The sequence below is a fragment of the Bradyrhizobium sp. genome, assembly GCF_027307225.1.
Classification (GTDB): domain Bacteria; phylum Pseudomonadota; class Alphaproteobacteria; order Rhizobiales; family Xanthobacteraceae; genus Bradyrhizobium.
In genome coordinates this window covers 19,384-36,205 of record NZ_DAHUXJ010000131.1, presented here as the reverse complement: position 1 = coordinate 36,205, position 16,822 = coordinate 19,384, and the positions used below count along the sequence as shown (strand labels likewise).

Sequence of the window (16,822 nt, the reverse complement as noted above, 5' to 3'; positions counted from 1 at the left end):
ATCCAGCAAACTTGAAAACCGCATCCGTCGTACACCCTCGTGAATGGATGCCGTGCCCATCGTGCCCCCTTTGTTCCAGGGCACTAAAAACACGACACTTCACGAGCTACAAACAGGCGACAGATCACGCGCTACTGACACCCTGGGAAGCAGTGGTTGCACCTGATATCGAAGTCGGGGAAGATCGCCGCGTGCATCTGCCGGATTGAGAGGCGGATTGGGTTGCTGCTGTTGAGAGCGGTGAAAGGCGTGCGTCGCGCCGAAGTTCCCCGTTGCGCGTGGTGGGATGCTTGCGCACGATCCCGGTATGATTCGGGGAAAGTCCGGAAAGAAGAGAATCGATTTGCCGAAAGGCGTGATCGCGGTCACGCCGCCGAGTTTTCGGCGCGAGCGGGCGCTGATCAAGCGCGGTGTATGGCCGGTTGCAGGTTGTGACGAGGCCGGGCGCGGGCCGCTGGCAGGTCCGGTCGTCGCGGCCGCCGTCGTGCTGGACCCGACGCGGATCCCGAAGGGGATCGACGATTCCAAGCGGCTGACGGCGGACCGCCGTGAGGAACTTTTCGAGCAGATTTGCGCGACCGCATCATTTTCGGTCGCCTTCGCCTCGCCGGCGCGAATCGACCGCGACAATATTCTTCGCGCCTCGCTTTGGGCACTCAAGCGCGCGGTCGAAAGTTTGCCGGAATCGCCAAAACACGTCTTTGTCGACGGCCGCGATCGGCTCGACACGACCTGCAACTGTGACGCGGTGATCGGCGGCGACGGGATTGTGGTTTCGATCGCTGCCGCTTCGATCATCGCCAAGGTGACGCGCGACCGTTTGATGTGCGCGCTGGCCGAGGAGTGCCCCGGTTACGGCTTCGAGTCCCATAAGGGTTATGGCGTGCCGGAACATCTCGATGCGCTGAATCGGCTCGGCCCCTCGGCCCATCACCGCAGCTTTTTTGCGCCCGTTGTCGCCGCGCGCGAGAAACATCAGCCGTGGACGGTCAAGCGCGAGGCCGATCTGTTCGATCCAGCAGGCGTAGTGCCAATCATCTCTGCTGCGGAATGACCTAGTGCTCCGATTCCGAAGTTCGTATCATATTGCGGCTCCACGTTTGCGAACTTCGGAATCAAAGGAGCACTAGCCAATTATATGATTCTAGTGCGGTTTAGAATTTGAAGTTCCTATGACGAGGTTACCGCGAAACTGATAGGAACTTCAAATTCACCGCACTAGTTGCCTCCATGCATTGCGCACTTTAAGACCTTGCTCTGACCTGAGGTCGGAACCGAGCCGGTCATCATATGCGCTTCACCTCGCTAGTTATTGAACTGATCCGCGCCCGGCCGAGGCTGGTCGTGTGGCTTGTGGTCGTGCTGCAGGCGATCCTGTGGCTCGCGGTATCGCTCATCCTGTATCGCAGCCCGCCCGGCGACCTCGCCACCGTGGTCTCGCTTGGCCGCGAGTATCGGGTTGGAACCGACCTTGGGCCGCCGCTCGCCTTCTGGATTGCCGACATCGCGTTTCGTGCCTCCGCCAGTCACATGTTTGGCGTCTATTTACTGGCGCAGCTCTGCTCGATCGCGACCTTCTGGACACTTTATCTGCTTGCGCGCGCCGCCGTCGGAGGGCAACAGGCGGTGCTTGCGGTTCTTCTGACGATGACGGTGCTGGCGTTCAGCGCACCCGGCCTCGAGTTTGGTCCCCTGGTACTGGCGCGTCCGCTGTGGGCGCTGCTCCTGCTGCATTCCTGGCAACTGATCGGCCAGAACCGGCGTAATGCCTGGTTCGCCTGGTCGATCGAAGCCGGTCTCCTGCTTCTCACCACCTCGGCCGCCTTCGTGCTGATTGCGCTCGTGATGGTCTTTGCGCTGGCGACCGCTCGGGGCCGGCGCATCGTGATGTCGTTTGATGCGCTGTTTGCGCTTTTGGTGGTCATTGTTTTGGCGCTGCCGTACCTGATCTGGCTGATCCGAGCTGACGCATCGATCCTGCCGCATTTGCCGCCGATTGCCAGTTTGAGCGGACGGGCCGTGCGCGGCGTCGAATTGTTCGGTGGGTTGCTCCTGGCCTCGCTGGGAATCGCGATCGTCTCGGCCTTCAATTCCCGATGGTTCGACCAAACCCAGGACGAGGCTCCCGTCATTTTCCGGCCTCCGGTCGACCCCCTGGCGCGCGACTTCGTCTATTTCTTCGCCTTTGCTCCCGCGGTGATCGGCTGCCTGATATCCGGCCTGTTTGGCCTGAATCGTGTCGTCGGCGGCGCCGGTGTCGCGCTTCTGATGTCAGGATTGGCGGCTGTTGTCGCGTGCGGCGACCTCGTTCACGTGCGGCGCCAGCGCACGTTACGCTCGATCTGGGCCGCCATCATTCTGGCGCCGGCGCTTGCTGTCGTTCTGACGAATATCTTTGTGCCGTGGACCACGACCACCGAGATAGCGACGTCCTTGCCGGCTACTGCGATCGGACGCTTCTTTGATGATAGCTTCGCACGGCGAACCAACCATCGCCTGATGGCGGTGAGCGGCGACGCTGAACTGGCGACGCTGATTAGCCTCAGTCCGCCGCGTCCGCATCTGTTTCTCGCTGGCGCGCCGGACCAGACGCCGTGGCTCAATCGGGACAAGTTCAATCAAACCGGTGGCGTCGTAGTTTGGCGCGCCTCCGATACGGGTGGCACGCCGCCGCCCGATATTGCGAAGCAGTTTCCGGGTCTTGTGCCCGAAGTGCCGCAGGCCTTCGACCGGCTGGTGAACGGGCGGCAGCCTTTGCTGCGGATCGGCTGGGCTATCGTGCGGCCGAAGGGGCCATGAGGGGCTAAAATGGCAGCCTACGATGTGGCTAGGGCCAGCGCCTTCGCGATCGCGCGCAAATCCTGCCACGAAAGTCGCTTGTAAGCCGGCGAGCGCAACAGATAGGCCGGATGAAAAGTCGCCATCGCGCGGATCGCGCGTGTGCCGGTGTCGTAGTTGAGCCAGCGGCCGCGCGTTTTCATGATGCCCTCGCGCGTCGAGAGCAGCGTCTGCGTCGAAGGATTGCCAAGCGTCACCAGAATATCCGGATCCACCAGTTCGATTTGCCGCTGGATGAACGGCAGGCAGATCTGGGTTTCCAGTGGCGTCGGTGTCCGGTTGCCCGGCGGACGCCAGGGAATCACGTTGGCGATGTAGACTTTGCTGCGATTCAGCCCGATCGAAGCGATCATTCGGTCGAGCAGCTTGCCGGAACGTCCAACGAAGGGCAGGCCCTCGATATCTTCGTCGCGACCCGGCGCCTCGCCGACGAACATGATGCGTGCCTTTGGATTACCGTCGGCAAACACCAGCCGCGTGGCGGTGGATTTCAGCGCGCAGCCGTCGAATTTCTCCAGCATGTCGCGCAGGGTTTCGAGTGAGCCGGCGGTGCGGGCGGCTTCGCGCGCTGTGGCAATCGCGGCATCCGGTGCGACCGTCGGCTCGGAAACCGGTGTAACGAATGCAGCAGGCGCTGGTCCGATGGCGCGTGCCGGGCCGATACTGCCGGAAGCAGCCGGTTTGGGGACGGCTGGCTGCTCGACTTCGGAAAGCCGGTCAGCAGGTTCATCTGACAGCGCACAGTCCACCCCGGCCTCCAGATAGAAGGCCAGCAACTGAGAAACGGTGGGCGCAGGTTCAGGCGTCAACTTGTTGATCCGGTACGGCTTTGCTTCTGGAATTCCGCATGGCGAACGCCGCCTTGCGGTCGACGCGGATGACCGATCGTAACTCTAGGCCGGATCGCCCTGCAACGGAACGGCATTTCCATATTGTTCTTCCCGTAAAAATCGGAAACAACGTGTGGAGTGGATTTGACATTCGCCGCCCCCTTGCCGAGCATTCGAAATGCGAATGTCAAATCCAAAACTCCACTAGAAACCAATGTTTGCTGGTGGTCCTTTGATTCTAACATTTGCAAAAGTGCCTCCCACACCGGGATGCAAATGTTAGAATCGGACCACTAGCCCATTTCAAGCCTGAGACCTGATCATGAGCACCGAAGAATTGTCGCCGCGCGAATCCATGGAATTCGACGTCGTGATCGTCGGCGCTGGCCCGTCGGGTCTCGGCGCAGCCATCCGGTTGAAGCAACTCAATCCCGAACTTTCCGTTGTGGTGGTCGAGAAGGGGTCGGAAGTCGGCGCACATATTTTGTCGGGCGCCGTAATGGACCCTGCGGGACTCGACAAGCTCATGCCCGATTGGCGAGAGGATGCCGATTGTCCGCTGAAAACGCAGGTGAAGGACGACCGGTTCTTCTGGTTCACCGAGACGAACGCGATCAAGGTGCCGAATTTCATCATGCCGCCGTTGATGAATAACCATCATTGCTACATCGGTTCGCTCGGCCGGCTTTGCCGATGGCTGGCCGGCAAGGCAGAGGCTTTGGGCGTCGAGATTTATCCGGGCTTTGCCGCCGCCGAAGTGCTCTATGACGATCAGGGCGCGGTGCGCGGTGTCGCCACGGGCGATATGGGGATCGCCAAGGATGGCTCGCACAAGGCTTCCTTCACCCGCGGCATGGAACTCTGCGGCAAGTATACGCTTTTTGCCGAGGGTGCACGCGGCAGCCTCACCAAGCAACTCATTGCGAAGTTTGCGCTCGATGCCAAGAGCGAGCCGCCGAAATTCGGCATCGGTCTGAAGGAAGTCTGGCAAATCGATCCAGCCAAGCACCAGAAAGGCCTGGTTCAGCACGCGGTTGGCTGGCCTCTGAAGAATGACACTGGCGGCGGCCTGTTCTTCTATCATTATGACGAGAACCTCGTGTCGATCGGCTTCGTGGTTCACCTGAACTACGACGATCCGTACCTGTCTCCCTTCGACGAGTTTCAGCGTATCAAGACGCACCCGGCCGTTCGCTCTGTGCTCGAAGGGGGCAAGAGGCTTGCCTATGGCGCGCGCGCGATCACGGAAGGCGGCTATCAATCGGTGCCGCGTCTGAGCTTCCCCGGAGGCGCCTTGATCGGCTGCGCTGCGGGTTTTGTGAACGTGCCGCGGATCAAGGGAGTGCACAATGCGATGGGCAGCGGCATGCTTGCGGCCGAGCACGTCCACGCCGCGCTCGGTGCAGGGCGTACGAATGACGAGCTTGTCGAGTATGAAAATGCCTGGCGGTCGTCGGCAGTCGGCAAGGACCTCTACCCCGTCCGCAACGCCAAGCCGCTGTTGTCGAAATTCGGTACCTTCGTCGGCGCCGGACTCGGGATATTCGACATGTGGTGCAACTCGCTCGGTTTCTCGCTGTTTGGAACCCAGTCGCACGCCAAGCCTGACCGGAGCACGCTCGATCCGGCAAAGGTTCACGCGCCGGTTGCAGCGTCAAAGCCGGACGGCAAGATTTCATTCGACAAACTATCGTCGGTGTTCTTGTCCAATACCAACCATGAGGAGGATCAGCCGGTTCATCTGAAGGTTGCCGACATGAACCTGCAACAGACCTCTGAACACGACGTCTTTGCAGGTCCGTCCAACCGCTACTGTCCGGCTGGAGTCTACGAGTGGGTGGAGGAAACCTCAGGTCCGCGCTTTGTGATCAATGCCCAGAACTGCGTTCACTGCAAAACCTGCGACATCAAGGACCCGAACGGCAACATTACCTGGGTTCCCCCCGAAGGCGGCGGCGGACCTAACTACGAGGCAATGTGACCACGATCGCGTGAGAGCCATCGGTAGCTGCGCCACGATACCGCCATAGTGCCAGCGTTTTCAGGCGGGTAAGGTAGTGAAGGACGTCTCGTCGGTCGATTTGCAATCCCTGTATCCTTGCGGTTGGGCGTCAAAACCTGCATTGTCGCAACACTTGATGCGCCGATCGAGCTTGCATCTGAAACTGTTCACATAATCGCAGCCGTAGACCCTGGAGCCAAGGCGAACCGTGATGCTTTCTTTCCGATTCAATCGCTCGACGATTGCCGCACTCGCTTTCCTGGTACTGCCGGTGGCCGCTGCCGCGCAGACGCCTGAGCATCCCACCGACAACTCCGCTCAATTTCCCTCTGCCCGTGACCTGAAGACGCTGACGACGTCCGGCAGCTATCTCGCCGCCCGCCACGCCAGCGTCGAGCGGGATGCCGCCTCGGCCGCCGCCTTCTATCGGTCGGCGCTCCGCACCGATCCGAAGAACAACGAATTGCTCGATCGTGCCTTCATTTCCTCGCTTGCGGACGGCGACATCGACGAAGCCGTCAAGCTTGCCGACCGGATCCTTGCCGGCGACAAGACCAATCGCGTGGCACGACTGGTGATTGGCGTGCGCGATCTCAAGCTGAAGAAATACGCCAGCGCGCAAACCAACATCAACCAGTCGGTCCGCGGGCCGATCACGGATCTAGTCGCCACCCTGCTGTCCGGCTGGGCCGCCTACGGCGCCGGCGACGCCAAGGGTGCGGTGGCCACGATCGACAAGCTGAACGGTCCGGAGTGGTATCCGATCTTCAAGGACCTGCATTCGGGCATGATCCTCGAACTGGCGGGCAAGGAAAAGGACGCCGGCGTCCGCCTCGAGCGAGCCTACAAGCTCGAAGATTCGATGCTGCGCGTCGCTGACGACTATGGCCGCTGGCTGTCGCGCAACAAGGATGCGGCTGCGGCAAAGCAAGTCTTTGAAGCCTTCGACAAGAAGCTACCGCGCCATCCGCTGATACAGCAAGCGATGCGCGAGATCGACGCCGGCAAGAAGCTGCCGCCGATCGTGGATTCGCCACAGGCCGGCGCGGCCGAGGCACTCTACGGCATCGGGGCCACATTGACCCGCCGCGGCGGCGAGGACCTCGCTCTGGTTTACCTGCAACTCGCTCTCTATCTGGTCCCGAACCACCCGATGGCCTTGCTGTCGCTCGCCGACCTCTATGAATCGGTGAAGAAGCCGCAGATGGCGATCAAGGTTTATGAGCGCATGCCGTCAAGCTCGCCCCTCAAGCGCAATGCGCAGATCCAGCTCGCGATCGATCTCGACGCGGCTGACCGCACCGACGAGGCGATCAAGATTCTCAAGGGTGTGATCGCGGACGACTCCAGGGATATCGAGGCCGTGATGGCGCTCGGCAATATCGAGCGCGGCCGCAAGAAGTTCGCCGACTGTGTCGGCACCTATTCGCACGGCATCGACATCCTGCCGAAGGCGACCGACAAGAATACCTGGGTTTACTACTATTACCGGGGTATCTGCGAAGAGCGCGACAAGCAGTGGACCAAAGCAGAAGCCGATATGCGCAAGGCGCTTGAGCTGCAGCCCGAACAGCCGCATGTCCTCAACTATCTCGGCTATTCCTGGATCGATCAGGGCGTCAATCTCGACGAAGGCATGAAGATGATCAAACGTGCCGTCGAGCAGCGTCCGGATGACGGGTATATCGTGGACTCGCTGGGCTGGGCCTACTTCCGCATCGGCAACTACGACGAGGCCGTCAAGAATCTGGAACGGGCGGTCGACCTCAAGCCCGAAGATCCGACGATCAATGATCACCTCGGTGACGCCTATTGGCGCGTCGGTCGCACGCTGGAAGCCAAGTTCCAGTGGGCGCACGCCCGCGACCTCAAGCCGGAACCGGAGGATCTGCCGAAGATCGAGGCCAAGATCGAGCATGGCTTGACCGACGATGGGTCCTCGTCGTCGGCCGCTGCTGCCGAGAAGAAGAAAGATGAAGGCAAGGGCGGGTGATGGATCGGGGCCGCAACGGCCCCGGCACTTTTATGATGTTCCCGGCTGAGATTTTGAGGCGTCGTTTTCTCTATCGGTTGCCCTCGGTTGACTGGATTTGCATTCGCCATGACCTCGGGTGAACCGACCGACGCGGCCGCTAGATCCCCTATCGGAGAAATTGTCGAAGACGCGCGTGCCAAGGTCAATCTGACCCTTCGGGTGGTTGGACGGCGCGTCGACGGCTATCACGATCTGGAAAGCGTGGTCGCGTTTGCCGACTGTGCCGATCGGCTGACGCTGCTTCCGGGCGGCGAGCTGCGACTCAAGACGTCAGGCCCGCTGGCGAATGCGTGCGGCGGTCTCGACGACAACCTCGTGCTCAAGGCGGCACGGCTCCTGGCCGAACGCGTGAAGGGCCTGAAGAGCGGCACCTTCACGCTCCACAAGGTGCTGCCCGTCGCAGCCGGGATCGGCGGCGGCTCGGCGGATGCCGCGGCGGCATTGCGGCTGCTCGCGCGGGCCAACGGCCTTGCGATCGATGATGCTCGCGTGATCGAAGTCGCGAGATTGACCGGCGCCGACGTTCCGGTCTGTGTCCCCTCGCTGGCCTGTGTCATGACCGGCGTGGGGGAGAAGCTGCTGCCATTAGCGTTGCCGAAGCTTCCTTGTGTGCTGGTCAATCCGCGCGTCGCGGTGGCGACCAAGGATGTGTTCGCCGCACTGGGCCTGCGCAACGGCGAACTGCTCGTGGGTGTCGCCGACGTTATCCGGGCCATGGTCTGGCCGGACGCGGGAGCTTCACTTGAGGAATGGGTCGAAGCGTTCGCTGACAGCTCCAACGACCTGGAGGCGCCGGCCATGCGGATTCAACCCGTCATCAGGAATGTGATCTCGGCGCTAAGTGCCACCAACGGCGCCTGGCTGGCCCGCATGTCTGGCTCTGGCGCCACGTGCTTTGCGATTTATGAGAACACCGCCGAGGCCGGCCGGGCGGCGGAAAAGATTCGCCACGATCATCCGGAGTGGTGGGTGCACGCCGGCACGTTGAGCTGATGCAACGCTCTGGCGTCGCGCTCAGTGCGTTCGCGCCAGGCAGAATGCCACCACCTGCTCCAGCGCGGTCTTCATCGGCGAAGGCGGAAACAGCGCCAGCGCATCGACGGCGATCGCGCCGTAATGTTGCGCGCGATTGATGGTGTCCTCGAGCGCGCGGTGCTTGGTCATCAGCCCGACAGCGTGATCGAGATCGCCATCGTCGATCTCGCCGCGCTCGAGCGCCCTGCGCCAGAATTCGCGCTCGACATCGTTGCCGCGGCGGAACGCCAGGACCACCGGCAGCGTGATCTTGCCCTCGCGGAAATCGTCGCCGACGTTCTTGCCGAGCTTAGCCGATTTGCCGCCGTAATCGAGCACGTCGTCGACGAGCTGGAACGCGATGCCGAGATTCATGCCAACCGAGCGACAGGCGGTTTGTTCGTCCTTCGGACGGTTGGCGATCACGGGACCTACTTCGCAGGCGGCGGCAAACAACTCGGCTGTCTTGCCTCTGATAACGGCGAGGTATTCGTCCTCCGTGGTGGCGGTATTTTTCGCCGCGGCCAACTGCATCACCTCGCCCTCGGCGATGGTGGCCGCCGCCGCCGACAGGATGTCGAGCGCGCGCAGCGAGCCGACCTCGACCATCATCCGGAAGGCCTGGCCGAGCAGGAAATCGCCGACCAGGACGCTGGCCTCGTTGCCCCAGAGCATTCGGGCCGACAGCTTGCCGCGCCGCATCTCGCTTTCGTCGACGACGTCGTCATGCAGCAGCGTTGCGGTATGCATGAATTCGACGGACGCCGCGAGCTTGATGTGGCCGTCGCCGGAATAGCCGGTCAGATTGGCCATCGCCAGCGTCAGCATGGGACGCAGCCGCTTGCCGCCCGATGAGATCAGGTGATTGGCCACCTCGGGGATCATGGTGACTTCCGAACCGGTCCGCGACAGGATGGTCGCGTTGACCCGCTCCATATCGGCGGCCACCAGCCGAACGAGGCCGTCGATCGAGGCGTCTGAGGGGCTCTCAAAAGGAACAATAACCGCCACGTAAGTCTCCAGGTTTGCCCAACCGGCCATATCCTCGGATATAACCATAGAAAGCCGGCTCGGCGAGCGGATTTGGCATTCGCTATCCGCCTGGGCCGAAAGCGAATGTAGAATCGGACTACGGGGGCGGCAAGGCCGCGCGCGCAACAACATGTCGTCAGGCCGCCGGAATAAAAGGAGAAAGTCAGGTGCGGGAATTGGTTCGGACCAACGACATCGTGCTGGTTTCGGCAATTGGCGCGCTGCTTGATGGCGCCAATATCCATCATCTCGTGCTTGACCAGAATATGAGCATCATCGAGGGATCGCTCGGTGTCTTGCCGCGCCGAATTCTCGTCCACGAGGATGATAATCGCCAGGCCCGCGAAATTCTGCGCGATGCCGGCCTTGCCCACGAACTGCGGCCCGATGAGTGATCTGGCACGCCAGGTCACCGAGGATACTCTTCTCGGTGGCAAACTGCGCCTGCGCCAGCCGAAATCAGGCCATCGCGCCGGCCACGATGCGATGCTGCTCGCAGCCGCAACGCCTGCCCGCGCGGGCGATCGCGTGGTTGATTTTGGTGCCGGCGTCGGTGCGGCAGGCCTTGCGGTTGCTACGCGTGTCGGTGGAATAAAGCTGGTTCTCGCCGAGATCGACGCGACGCTCGCGGAGATGGCGCGGGCCAATGCGACAGGCAACGCGATTACGGCTGAAGCTCTTGTGCTTGACGTTACCGCGAGCGCCGAGCGCTTCGCATCCCTGGGCCTTGGCGCTGACAGCGTCGATGTCGTGCTGATGAATCCGCCCTTCAACGATGCTTCGCGGCATCGCGCCTCGCCGGACAAAGCGCGGGAGGTGGCGCATGTCGCCGCCGCGGAAACGCTTCAGGCATGGATTCATGCAAGCCGGCGGATTCTCAAGTCGGGCGGCAATCTCGTGATGATCTGGCGCGCCGACGGAATTGCCGATGTGCTGGCGGCGCTCGGCCGTGGCTTCGGCAGTATGATGATCCTGCCCGTTCATGCCGACGCGGCCTCGCCGGCGATCCGCGTGCTGGTCCGCGCCACAAAAGGCGGGCGGGCACCGACACGTCTGCTGACCGCGCTTGCGCTGAACGACGAAGCTGGCAGTCCCACGTCGGATGCCGCGAAGATTCTGGCTGGCGAAAGCCTGCCGCCGCTGGCAATACCGTGAATTTGGAAGAGGCGTTAGCCGGGAATTTACCGCGAAACCGGCTTCGAGTCCGGTTTCGGCGCCGAGGTGAGATGAATCGCAGTGAAGAGGATACCGAACAGCGTCATCAGCAAATAGATCTTCATGGCGTGCTCCGCTGTATCCTGGCGGCTTGAGGCCCTCTCAAGGATACGATTCAACTACACGGTCGTTCTCTCGGTCCAATGACAGTGTGGTGATAAGAAACGGTTAATTTGAGGTAAGTGTATGTCGGAAGATTTCAGCGGAGCGCGGCAATGGCCGGCCGCAATCGAAAAGTTGATGAGCTGGATTCCGGCGTGGCTGCGGCGCCGCCGGGCCGTCGTGCCGGTGGTGCGTTTGTCCGGCGTGATCGGAGCGGTGACGCCGCTGCGGCCCGGAATGTCGCTCGCTGGCCTTGCGCGGACGCTGGAGCGCGCCTTTTCGGTCAAGAACGCGAAGGCGGTTGCGCTGGTGATCAATTCGCCCGGCGGCTCGCCGGTGCAGTCGCGGCAGATTTATTTGCGCATCCGCCAACTCGCTGCGGAGAAGAAGCTCCCGGTCCTGGTGTTCGTCGAGGACGTCGCGGCGTCGGGCGGCTACATGATCGCATGTGCCGGCGATGAGATTTTTTGCGATCCCTCCTCGATACTCGGGTCGATCGGTGTCGTCGGTGGCTCGTTCGGATTTCAGGAACTGATCAAGAAAGTCGGAGTCGAGCGAAGGCTCTACACGGCAGGCGCTCACAAGGCGATGCTCGACCCGTTTCTCCCCGAAAACCCCGAGGATGTGTCGCGGCTGAAAGCGCTCCAGCGCGAAATCCACGACATCTTCATCGCGCTCGTGAAGCAAAGCCGGGGCGCGCGGCTGAAGGGCACGGATGACCTGTTGTTCACCGGCGAGTACTGGGCGGGCGAGACCTCCGTATCGCTTGGTCTGGCCGACTCGATCGGCGACCTGCGCTCGACGCTTCGGGCTCGTTATGGCGAGAAAGTACAAACGCCGTTGATCGCGCCGTCCAGCGGCATGCTGTCCGGCCTGCTCGGGCGTCGGTCGCCCGGGGCCGTTGCGGCATCGGAAGGCGTCGCCAGCCTGCCGGAGGAGGCGATTTCGGCCCTCGAGGTCAGGGCAATTTGGGCAAAATTCGGGTTTTGAACAGGATACCCGCGCCATTTCGTCCCGCTTGATCCGATTGCGGGACGCCCTGCCTTGGTAGACAATGCGTGAAATGGGGCGTGTGACCAATGGACGAGGATCGATCGATGCCGGCGCTTGTCGCATTTGCTGGCGCTCTTGGAGGGCTGGCCATGGTTCGCTGGGCCTACCGGACTGCCCTTCGGGTTAGCCAGGAACTGGAGGAGGCTCGCCTTGCGCGGGCTGCCGAAGCCGCCCGCTCGCGGGAAATTCCGACGCTTCGGCGGGACCCCAATACGGGCGCCTACCGGCCGGGCTAAGCCGCCATCGCCTTGATTCCAAAACTCCACGCCGATACGGTCCCGCGCGATTTGATCCGCGGAAAGACCTGATCGACGATGGATGCCTTGCCTGCGCATATGCGCCCGGAACGCTCGTTCCAGGGATTGATCCTGACGCTCCAGCGTTATTGGGCCGATTACGGCTGCGTGATCCTGCAGCCCTATGACATGGAAGTCGGGGCCGGCACCTTTCATCCGGCGACCACGCTGCGTGCGCTCGGCCCCAAGCCGTGGAACGCGGCCTATGTGCAGCCCTCGCGGCGTCCGAAGGACGGGCGCTATGGCGAAAATCCCAATCGCTTGCAGCACTACTATCAGTTTCAGGTGATCCTGAAGCCTTCGCCGCCTGACATTCAGGAGCTCTATCTGAAATCGCTTGCCGCCATCGGCATCGATTCGCGTCTGCACGACATTCGTTTCGTCGAGGACGATTGGGAGAGCCCGACATTGGGCGCATGGGGACTGGGCTGGGAATGCTGGTGTGACGGCATGGAGGTGAGCCAGTTCACCTACTTCCAGCAGGTCGCGGGCGTCGAATGCGCACCGGTCTCCGGCGAGCTCACTTACGGGCTCGAACGTCTCGCCTGCTATTTGCAGGGCGTCGACAGCATCATGGAACTCAATTTCAACGGCCGCGAGGGGGCCGAGAAGGTCAGCTATCGCGACGTCTTCCTTCAGGCCGAGCAGGAATATTCGCGGCACAATTTCGAAGTTGCCGATACGGCGATGCTGTTCGAGCAGTTCAAGATGGCCGAACAAGCGTGCCGGAAGTATCTCGAAGCTGGCTGGCGCGATGGCAGCAAACGGAGAGAGCATCTGATGGCGCTGCCGGCCTATGACCAGTGCATCAAGGCAAGCCACGCCTTCAATCTGCTCGACGCGCGCGGCGTGATCTCGGTGACGGAACGCCAGAGCTACATCCTGCGGGTGCGCGAACTCGCAAAAGCCTGCGGCGAAGCCTGGGTGCATACCGAAACGGGGAGGGCGAACTGATTCATTCAACGCTCGTTGGTTTAGGACTTCCGCGCTGTTGGCGCCTCTGCTCCCCTCCCCCTTGCGGGGAGGGGTCGGGGGTGGGGGTCCACAGATGATGGCGAATGTGATTGAATCGAGCGTGATGATTGACCCTCGGCGGCAATTTGCGCGCCGGATGCGCGCCCAACCGACCGATGCCGAACGTGTGCTGTGGCAGCGGCTTCGTCACGACATTCATTTGGCCGGTTCGCATTTCCGCCGCCAAGCTCTCATTGGCAGTTACATTGTTGATTTTGCGCGCCGTAAGGCAAAGCTCGCGATCGAACTCGACGGCGGGCAGCATGGTTGGCAACAGGCATCCGATGCGTCGCGCACGCGCTCTATCGAAGCCAGAGGCTATCGTGTGATGAGGTTCTGGAATAACGAGGTGCTCGAAAATCTTGAGGGGGTTCTCAGCGAGATTCAGCGCGCGTTGCCCCCCACCCCCGACCCCTCCCCGCAAGGGGGAGGGGAGGTGCACCTGCGTGTGCCTCGCCGTTTCCGCAAAGAGCGCAATTGAATGCCCGATCTCCTGCTCGAACTGTTTTCCGAAGAAATCCCCGCGCGCATGCAGGCGAAGGCGGCGGACGATCTGCGCCGTATGGTCACCGACAAGCTCATTGCCGAGGGCCTCGTTTATGAAGGCGCCAAGGCCTTCGCGACCCCGCGCCGCCTGGCGTTGACCGTCCATGGCATTCCGGCGCGTCAAGCCGACCTGAAGGAAGAACGCAAGGGGCCGCGCGTCGGCGGGCCGGAAGCTGCGATTGCGGGCTTTCTGAAGGCCACCGGACTGTCGTCGCTCGATGAAGCGAAGATTCAAAGCGATCCGAAGAAGGGCGATTTTTACATCGCGCTGATCGAAAAGCCGGGTCGCGCCACCATTGATGTGCTCGCCGAAATCCTGCCCGTGATCGTCAGAACCTTCCCGTGGCCGAAATCGATGCGCTGGGGCGCGCGATCGGCCAGATCAGGATCGCTCTCCTGGGTGCGGCCGCTGCATGCGATCACGTGCACTTTTGGACTCGAGACCGAAGAGCCTGACGTGGTGAAATTTGCCGTCGACGGCATCGAGAGCGGCCAGACGACATTTGGCCATCGCTTCATGGCGCCGCAGGCGATCTCCGTGCGCCGTTTCGAGGACTATGAGGCGAAGCTGCTCGACGCGAAGGTCGTGCTCGATTCCGAGCGGCGGAGGGATACGATCGTCACCGACGCTCGTCAGCTCGCCTTCGCGCAAGGATTTGAGCTCTTCGAGGACCCGGTACTGTTAGATGAGATCGCGGGTCTAGTCGAATGGCCGGTCGTGCTAATGGGAGATTTTGATCAGGATTTCTTGGTGCTCCCGGGCCAAATTATCAGGTCTACGATTCGCAACAATCAAAAATGCTTTGTAGTCCGAAACGCTGAGACTGGTTTTCTGGTTCCGAAATTTATCATGGTCGCCAATATCGAGGCGACAGATAGTGGGCGAGCGATTGTAGCCGGCAATGAGCGTGTCATTCGCGCTCGGTTATCTGATGCTAAGTTTTTCTATGAATCTGATCGCAAGACCAAGCTCGAAGATCGCCTATATAAGTTCGAGACAACGGTCTTTCATGAAAAACTTGGTACCCAGGCCGAGCGCATAACTCGAATTGAGGAGCTAGCCGCCAAGATTGCGCCAGTGGTGGGAGCTGACGTTAGCAAAGCGAGACGAGCCGCTAGGCTCGCGAAGGCGGATTTGCTGACAGAGGTCGTTGGTGAATTTCCCGAGTTACAGGGAATGATGGGGACCCACTACGCGCAAAAGCAGGGAGAAGATGGCGAGGTCGCGTTTGCGATTGAACAGCACTATCAGCCCAAGGGGCCGGATGATGTAGTTCCACGACTTCCGGTTTCTGTTGCTGTAGGGCTAGCCGACAGGATCGATACGCTGGTTGGATTCTGGGCCATTGATGAAAAGCCTACCGGAAGTAAGGATCCATACGCGCTACGGCGCGCTGCCCTCGGTGTGATCCGGCTGCTTCTCGAAAATAGTCTGAAGGTTCATCTACGAGTAGTTCTTTTGTTTCCATTGAGATTCGCGTTAGTTCACGCAAACCTCGCTCGTCAAAGACAATTAAAGCAGGAGCGTGCCGAAGAGAATCCTCAACTTGCCCCCCAATTTGCTGCGCTGGCGGCGCATGCAACGGAGATCGGCAATAGGCTTAGGTTTGGTGCTCCGGCTCAGCCGGATGAGGCACGTATAATCGCTGACCTCCTCTCCTTCTTCGCCGACCGTCTGAAAGTTCAGCTTCGCGAGCAGGGCGCGCGGCACGATCTGGTCGATGCCGTGTTCGCGCTCGAGGGTCAGGACGACCTTCTGATGGTGGTCCGCCGCGTCGAAGCCCTCGGCAAATTTCTCGACAGCGACGATGGCAAGAACCTGCTCGCTGGCACCAAGCGCGCCAGCAACATTCTCAGCATCGAGGAAAAGAAGGACAAGCGAGCCTTCGACGGTGCGCCGGATGCTGCGCTCTATAAGCTCGACGAGGAAAAGGCGCTCGCCAAAGCCATCGATCAGGCCAAGCGCGAGGCCGGCGCTGCCGTGATGAACGAGGATTTCACGAGCGCCATGAGCGCGATGGCCAGGCTCCGGCCTGCGGTGGATGCGTTCTTCGACAAGGTCAAGGTCAACGACGAGGATGCAAAAGTGCGCGAAAATCGTTTGAAGCTTTTGAACGAGATTCGCGCCGCCACGCGCGCCGTTGCGGATTTTTCCAGGATCGAGGGCTAGGGTTGGACCGGCAGACGCTCGCGGCCTACGACAATGACGCCGCAGCGTTCGCCAAGGACTGGCACGAGCAACCGGCCCCGGTCGATCTGCACGTCATCGTCAGGCGCTTCTTTATCGCGAGTGGGCTGACCGCCGATATCGGCTGTGGCAGCGGGCCCGAAGTCGCTTGGCTGAGTGCGAGCGGTTTTCCGGCAAAAGGCTTCGACGCATCGAATGGTCTTCTGACCGAAGCGCGCCGGCGGTATCCGCAGTTCGAATTCACTCTTGCGGAGCTGCCCAGCCTGAGCGGCATCGCCGCCAACAGCTTCGTCAATGTGCTCTGCGAAACCGTGATCATGCATCTCGGCGTCGCGCAGATCGCGCCGGCGGTCCGACGCATGTTCGAGATCGTCAAGCCCGGTGGAATCTTCTATCTGAGCTGGCGCGTGACCGAAGGCGAGGACCAGCGCGACAAGCACGCGCGTCTCTACGCGGCTTTCGGGCCATCGCTGGTTCGCTCGGAGCTGGCAGGGGCCGCGACACTGCTCGACGAGGAAGTCGTCAGCGCGTCATCGGGAAAGCGCATCCATCGGATCGTGGTCCGAAAGGAGCTTTAGCGGATCGAGACGGTTCTCGTACCCCGGATGCGGCGCGGCGCCATCAGTCAATTCACGCGTCTTTTCGGGCGCGCTTTGG

15 protein-coding genes are annotated in these 16,822 nt (G+C 61.3%); 13 read left to right on the top strand and 2 right to left on the bottom strand.

What is annotated here, in order from left to right; all coding sequences use genetic code 11:
* The first annotated feature begins 307 nt into the window (after positions 1-307).
* Together M6D32_RS22315 and M6D32_RS22310 are read left to right on the top strand one after the other, a co-directional pair.
* Entirely contained in the window at positions 308-1,054 is a 747-nt protein-coding gene (locus M6D32_RS22315; RefSeq protein ID WP_298260317.1) for a ribonuclease HII, read from the top strand.
* A 236-nt stretch (positions 1,055-1,290) separates the two neighbouring features.
* Positions 1,291-2,799 (top strand): glycosyltransferase family 39 protein, encoded by a 1,509-nt coding sequence (locus M6D32_RS22310; protein ID WP_298260315.1) that lies wholly within the window; start codon positions 1,291-1,293, stop codon positions 2,797-2,799.
* Positions 2,800-2,816: 17 nt separating this feature from the next.
* Here M6D32_RS22310 and M6D32_RS22305 read toward each other — a convergent pair whose 3' ends face one another.
* On the bottom strand, positions 2,817-3,647 hold the full coding sequence (locus M6D32_RS22305) for a uracil-DNA glycosylase (RefSeq protein ID WP_298260313.1): 831 nt from the start codon (positions 3,645-3,647) through the stop codon (positions 2,817-2,819).
* Between the two features lie 343 nt (positions 3,648-3,990).
* On the opposite strand from M6D32_RS22305, the gene M6D32_RS22300 reads away from it, so the two are divergent.
* The 3 genes from M6D32_RS22300 (at position 3,991) to M6D32_RS22290 (ending at position 8,698) form a co-directional block, all read left to right on the top strand.
* Entirely contained in the window at positions 3,991-5,649 is a 1,659-nt protein-coding gene (locus tag M6D32_RS22300; protein WP_298260311.1) for an electron transfer flavoprotein-ubiquinone oxidoreductase, read from the top strand.
* A gap of 232 nt (positions 5,650-5,881) precedes the next feature.
* On the top strand, positions 5,882-7,663 hold the full coding sequence (locus M6D32_RS22295) for a tetratricopeptide repeat protein (RefSeq protein WP_298260308.1): 1,782 nt from the start codon (positions 5,882-5,884) through the stop codon (positions 7,661-7,663).
* A 108-nt stretch (positions 7,664-7,771) separates the two neighbouring features.
* A complete protein-coding gene (locus M6D32_RS22290) occupies positions 7,772-8,698 on the top strand; it encodes a 4-(cytidine 5'-diphospho)-2-C-methyl-D-erythritol kinase (RefSeq protein WP_298260306.1) in 927 nt (308 codons plus the stop codon).
* A 21-nt stretch (positions 8,699-8,719) separates the two neighbouring features.
* Here M6D32_RS22290 and M6D32_RS22285 read toward each other — a convergent pair whose 3' ends face one another.
* Positions 8,720-9,730, bottom strand: a complete 1,011-nt coding sequence (locus M6D32_RS22285; RefSeq protein WP_298260304.1) for a polyprenyl synthetase family protein — start codon at positions 9,728-9,730, stop codon at positions 8,720-8,722.
* Positions 9,731-9,918: 188 nt separating this feature from the next.
* On the opposite strand from M6D32_RS22285, the gene M6D32_RS22280 reads away from it, so the two are divergent.
* The 8 genes from M6D32_RS22280 to M6D32_RS22245 all read left to right on the top strand — a co-directional run bounded on the left by M6D32_RS22280 (position 9,919) and on the right by M6D32_RS22245 (position 16,743).
* The gene (locus M6D32_RS22280) at positions 9,919-10,146 is read left to right on the top strand and encodes a DUF2007 domain-containing protein (protein ID WP_298260302.1); all 228 of its coding nucleotides are present in this window, start codon (positions 9,919-9,921) and stop codon (positions 10,144-10,146) included.
* Positions 10,139-10,906: a methyltransferase gene (locus M6D32_RS22275; RefSeq protein ID WP_298260300.1), complete on the top strand. Its 768-nt coding sequence runs from the start codon at positions 10,139-10,141 to the stop codon at positions 10,904-10,906. Before M6D32_RS22280 ends, M6D32_RS22275 begins: the two co-directional genes overlap by 8 nt.
* A gap of 300 nt (positions 10,907-11,206) precedes the next feature.
* Positions 11,207-12,058, top strand: coding sequence for a S49 family peptidase (locus M6D32_RS22270; protein WP_298260298.1), 852 nt, complete (start codon positions 11,207-11,209; stop codon positions 12,056-12,058).
* 107 nt (positions 12,059-12,165) lie between these two features.
* A complete protein-coding gene (locus M6D32_RS22265) occupies positions 12,166-12,357 on the top strand; it encodes a hypothetical protein (protein ID WP_298260296.1) in 192 nt (63 codons plus the stop codon).
* Between the two features lie 78 nt (positions 12,358-12,435).
* Positions 12,436-13,371, top strand: coding sequence for a glycine--tRNA ligase subunit alpha (locus M6D32_RS22260; RefSeq protein ID WP_298260294.1), 936 nt, complete (start codon positions 12,436-12,438; stop codon positions 13,369-13,371).
* Positions 13,372-13,468: 97 nt separating this feature from the next.
* Positions 13,469-13,912 (top strand): DUF559 domain-containing protein, encoded by a 444-nt coding sequence (locus tag M6D32_RS22255; RefSeq protein ID WP_298260292.1) that lies wholly within the window; start codon positions 13,469-13,471, stop codon positions 13,910-13,912.
* Positions 13,913-16,147, top strand: coding sequence for a glycine--tRNA ligase subunit beta (gene glyS / locus M6D32_RS22250; protein ID WP_298260290.1), 2,235 nt, complete (start codon positions 13,913-13,915; stop codon positions 16,145-16,147).
* Between the two features lie 2 nt (positions 16,148-16,149).
* On the top strand, positions 16,150-16,743 hold the full coding sequence (locus tag M6D32_RS22245; RefSeq protein WP_298260288.1) for a class I SAM-dependent methyltransferase: 594 nt from the start codon (positions 16,150-16,152) through the stop codon (positions 16,741-16,743).
* Positions 16,744-16,822: the final 79 nt, after the last annotated feature.

Coding starts and splice junctions, on each gene's coding strand:
- M6D32_RS22290 (WP_298260306.1), top strand. CDS start 7,772: ATGACCTCGGGTGAACCGACCGACGCGGCCGCTAGATCCCCTATCGGA.
- M6D32_RS22310 (WP_298260315.1), top strand. CDS start 1,291: ATGCGCTTCACCTCGCTAGTTATTGAACTGATCCGCGCCCGGCCGAGG.
- M6D32_RS22275 (WP_298260300.1), top strand. CDS start 10,139: ATGAGTGATCTGGCACGCCAGGTCACCGAGGATACTCTTCTCGGTGGC.
- M6D32_RS22270 (WP_298260298.1), top strand. CDS start 11,207: ATGAGCTGGATTCCGGCGTGGCTGCGGCGCCGCCGGGCCGTCGTGCCG.
- glyS (WP_298260290.1), top strand. CDS start 13,913: ATGCCCGATCTCCTGCTCGAACTGTTTTCCGAAGAAATCCCCGCGCGC.
- M6D32_RS22300 (WP_298260311.1), top strand. CDS start 3,991: ATGAGCACCGAAGAATTGTCGCCGCGCGAATCCATGGAATTCGACGTC.
- M6D32_RS22315 (WP_298260317.1), top strand. CDS start 308: ATGATTCGGGGAAAGTCCGGAAAGAAGAGAATCGATTTGCCGAAAGGC.
- M6D32_RS22295 (WP_298260308.1), top strand. CDS start 5,882: ATGCTTTCTTTCCGATTCAATCGCTCGACGATTGCCGCACTCGCTTTC.
- M6D32_RS22255 (WP_298260292.1), top strand. CDS start 13,469: ATGGCGAATGTGATTGAATCGAGCGTGATGATTGACCCTCGGCGGCAA.
- M6D32_RS22265 (WP_298260296.1), top strand. CDS start 12,166: ATGCCGGCGCTTGTCGCATTTGCTGGCGCTCTTGGAGGGCTGGCCATG.
- M6D32_RS22260 (WP_298260294.1), top strand. CDS start 12,436: ATGGATGCCTTGCCTGCGCATATGCGCCCGGAACGCTCGTTCCAGGGA.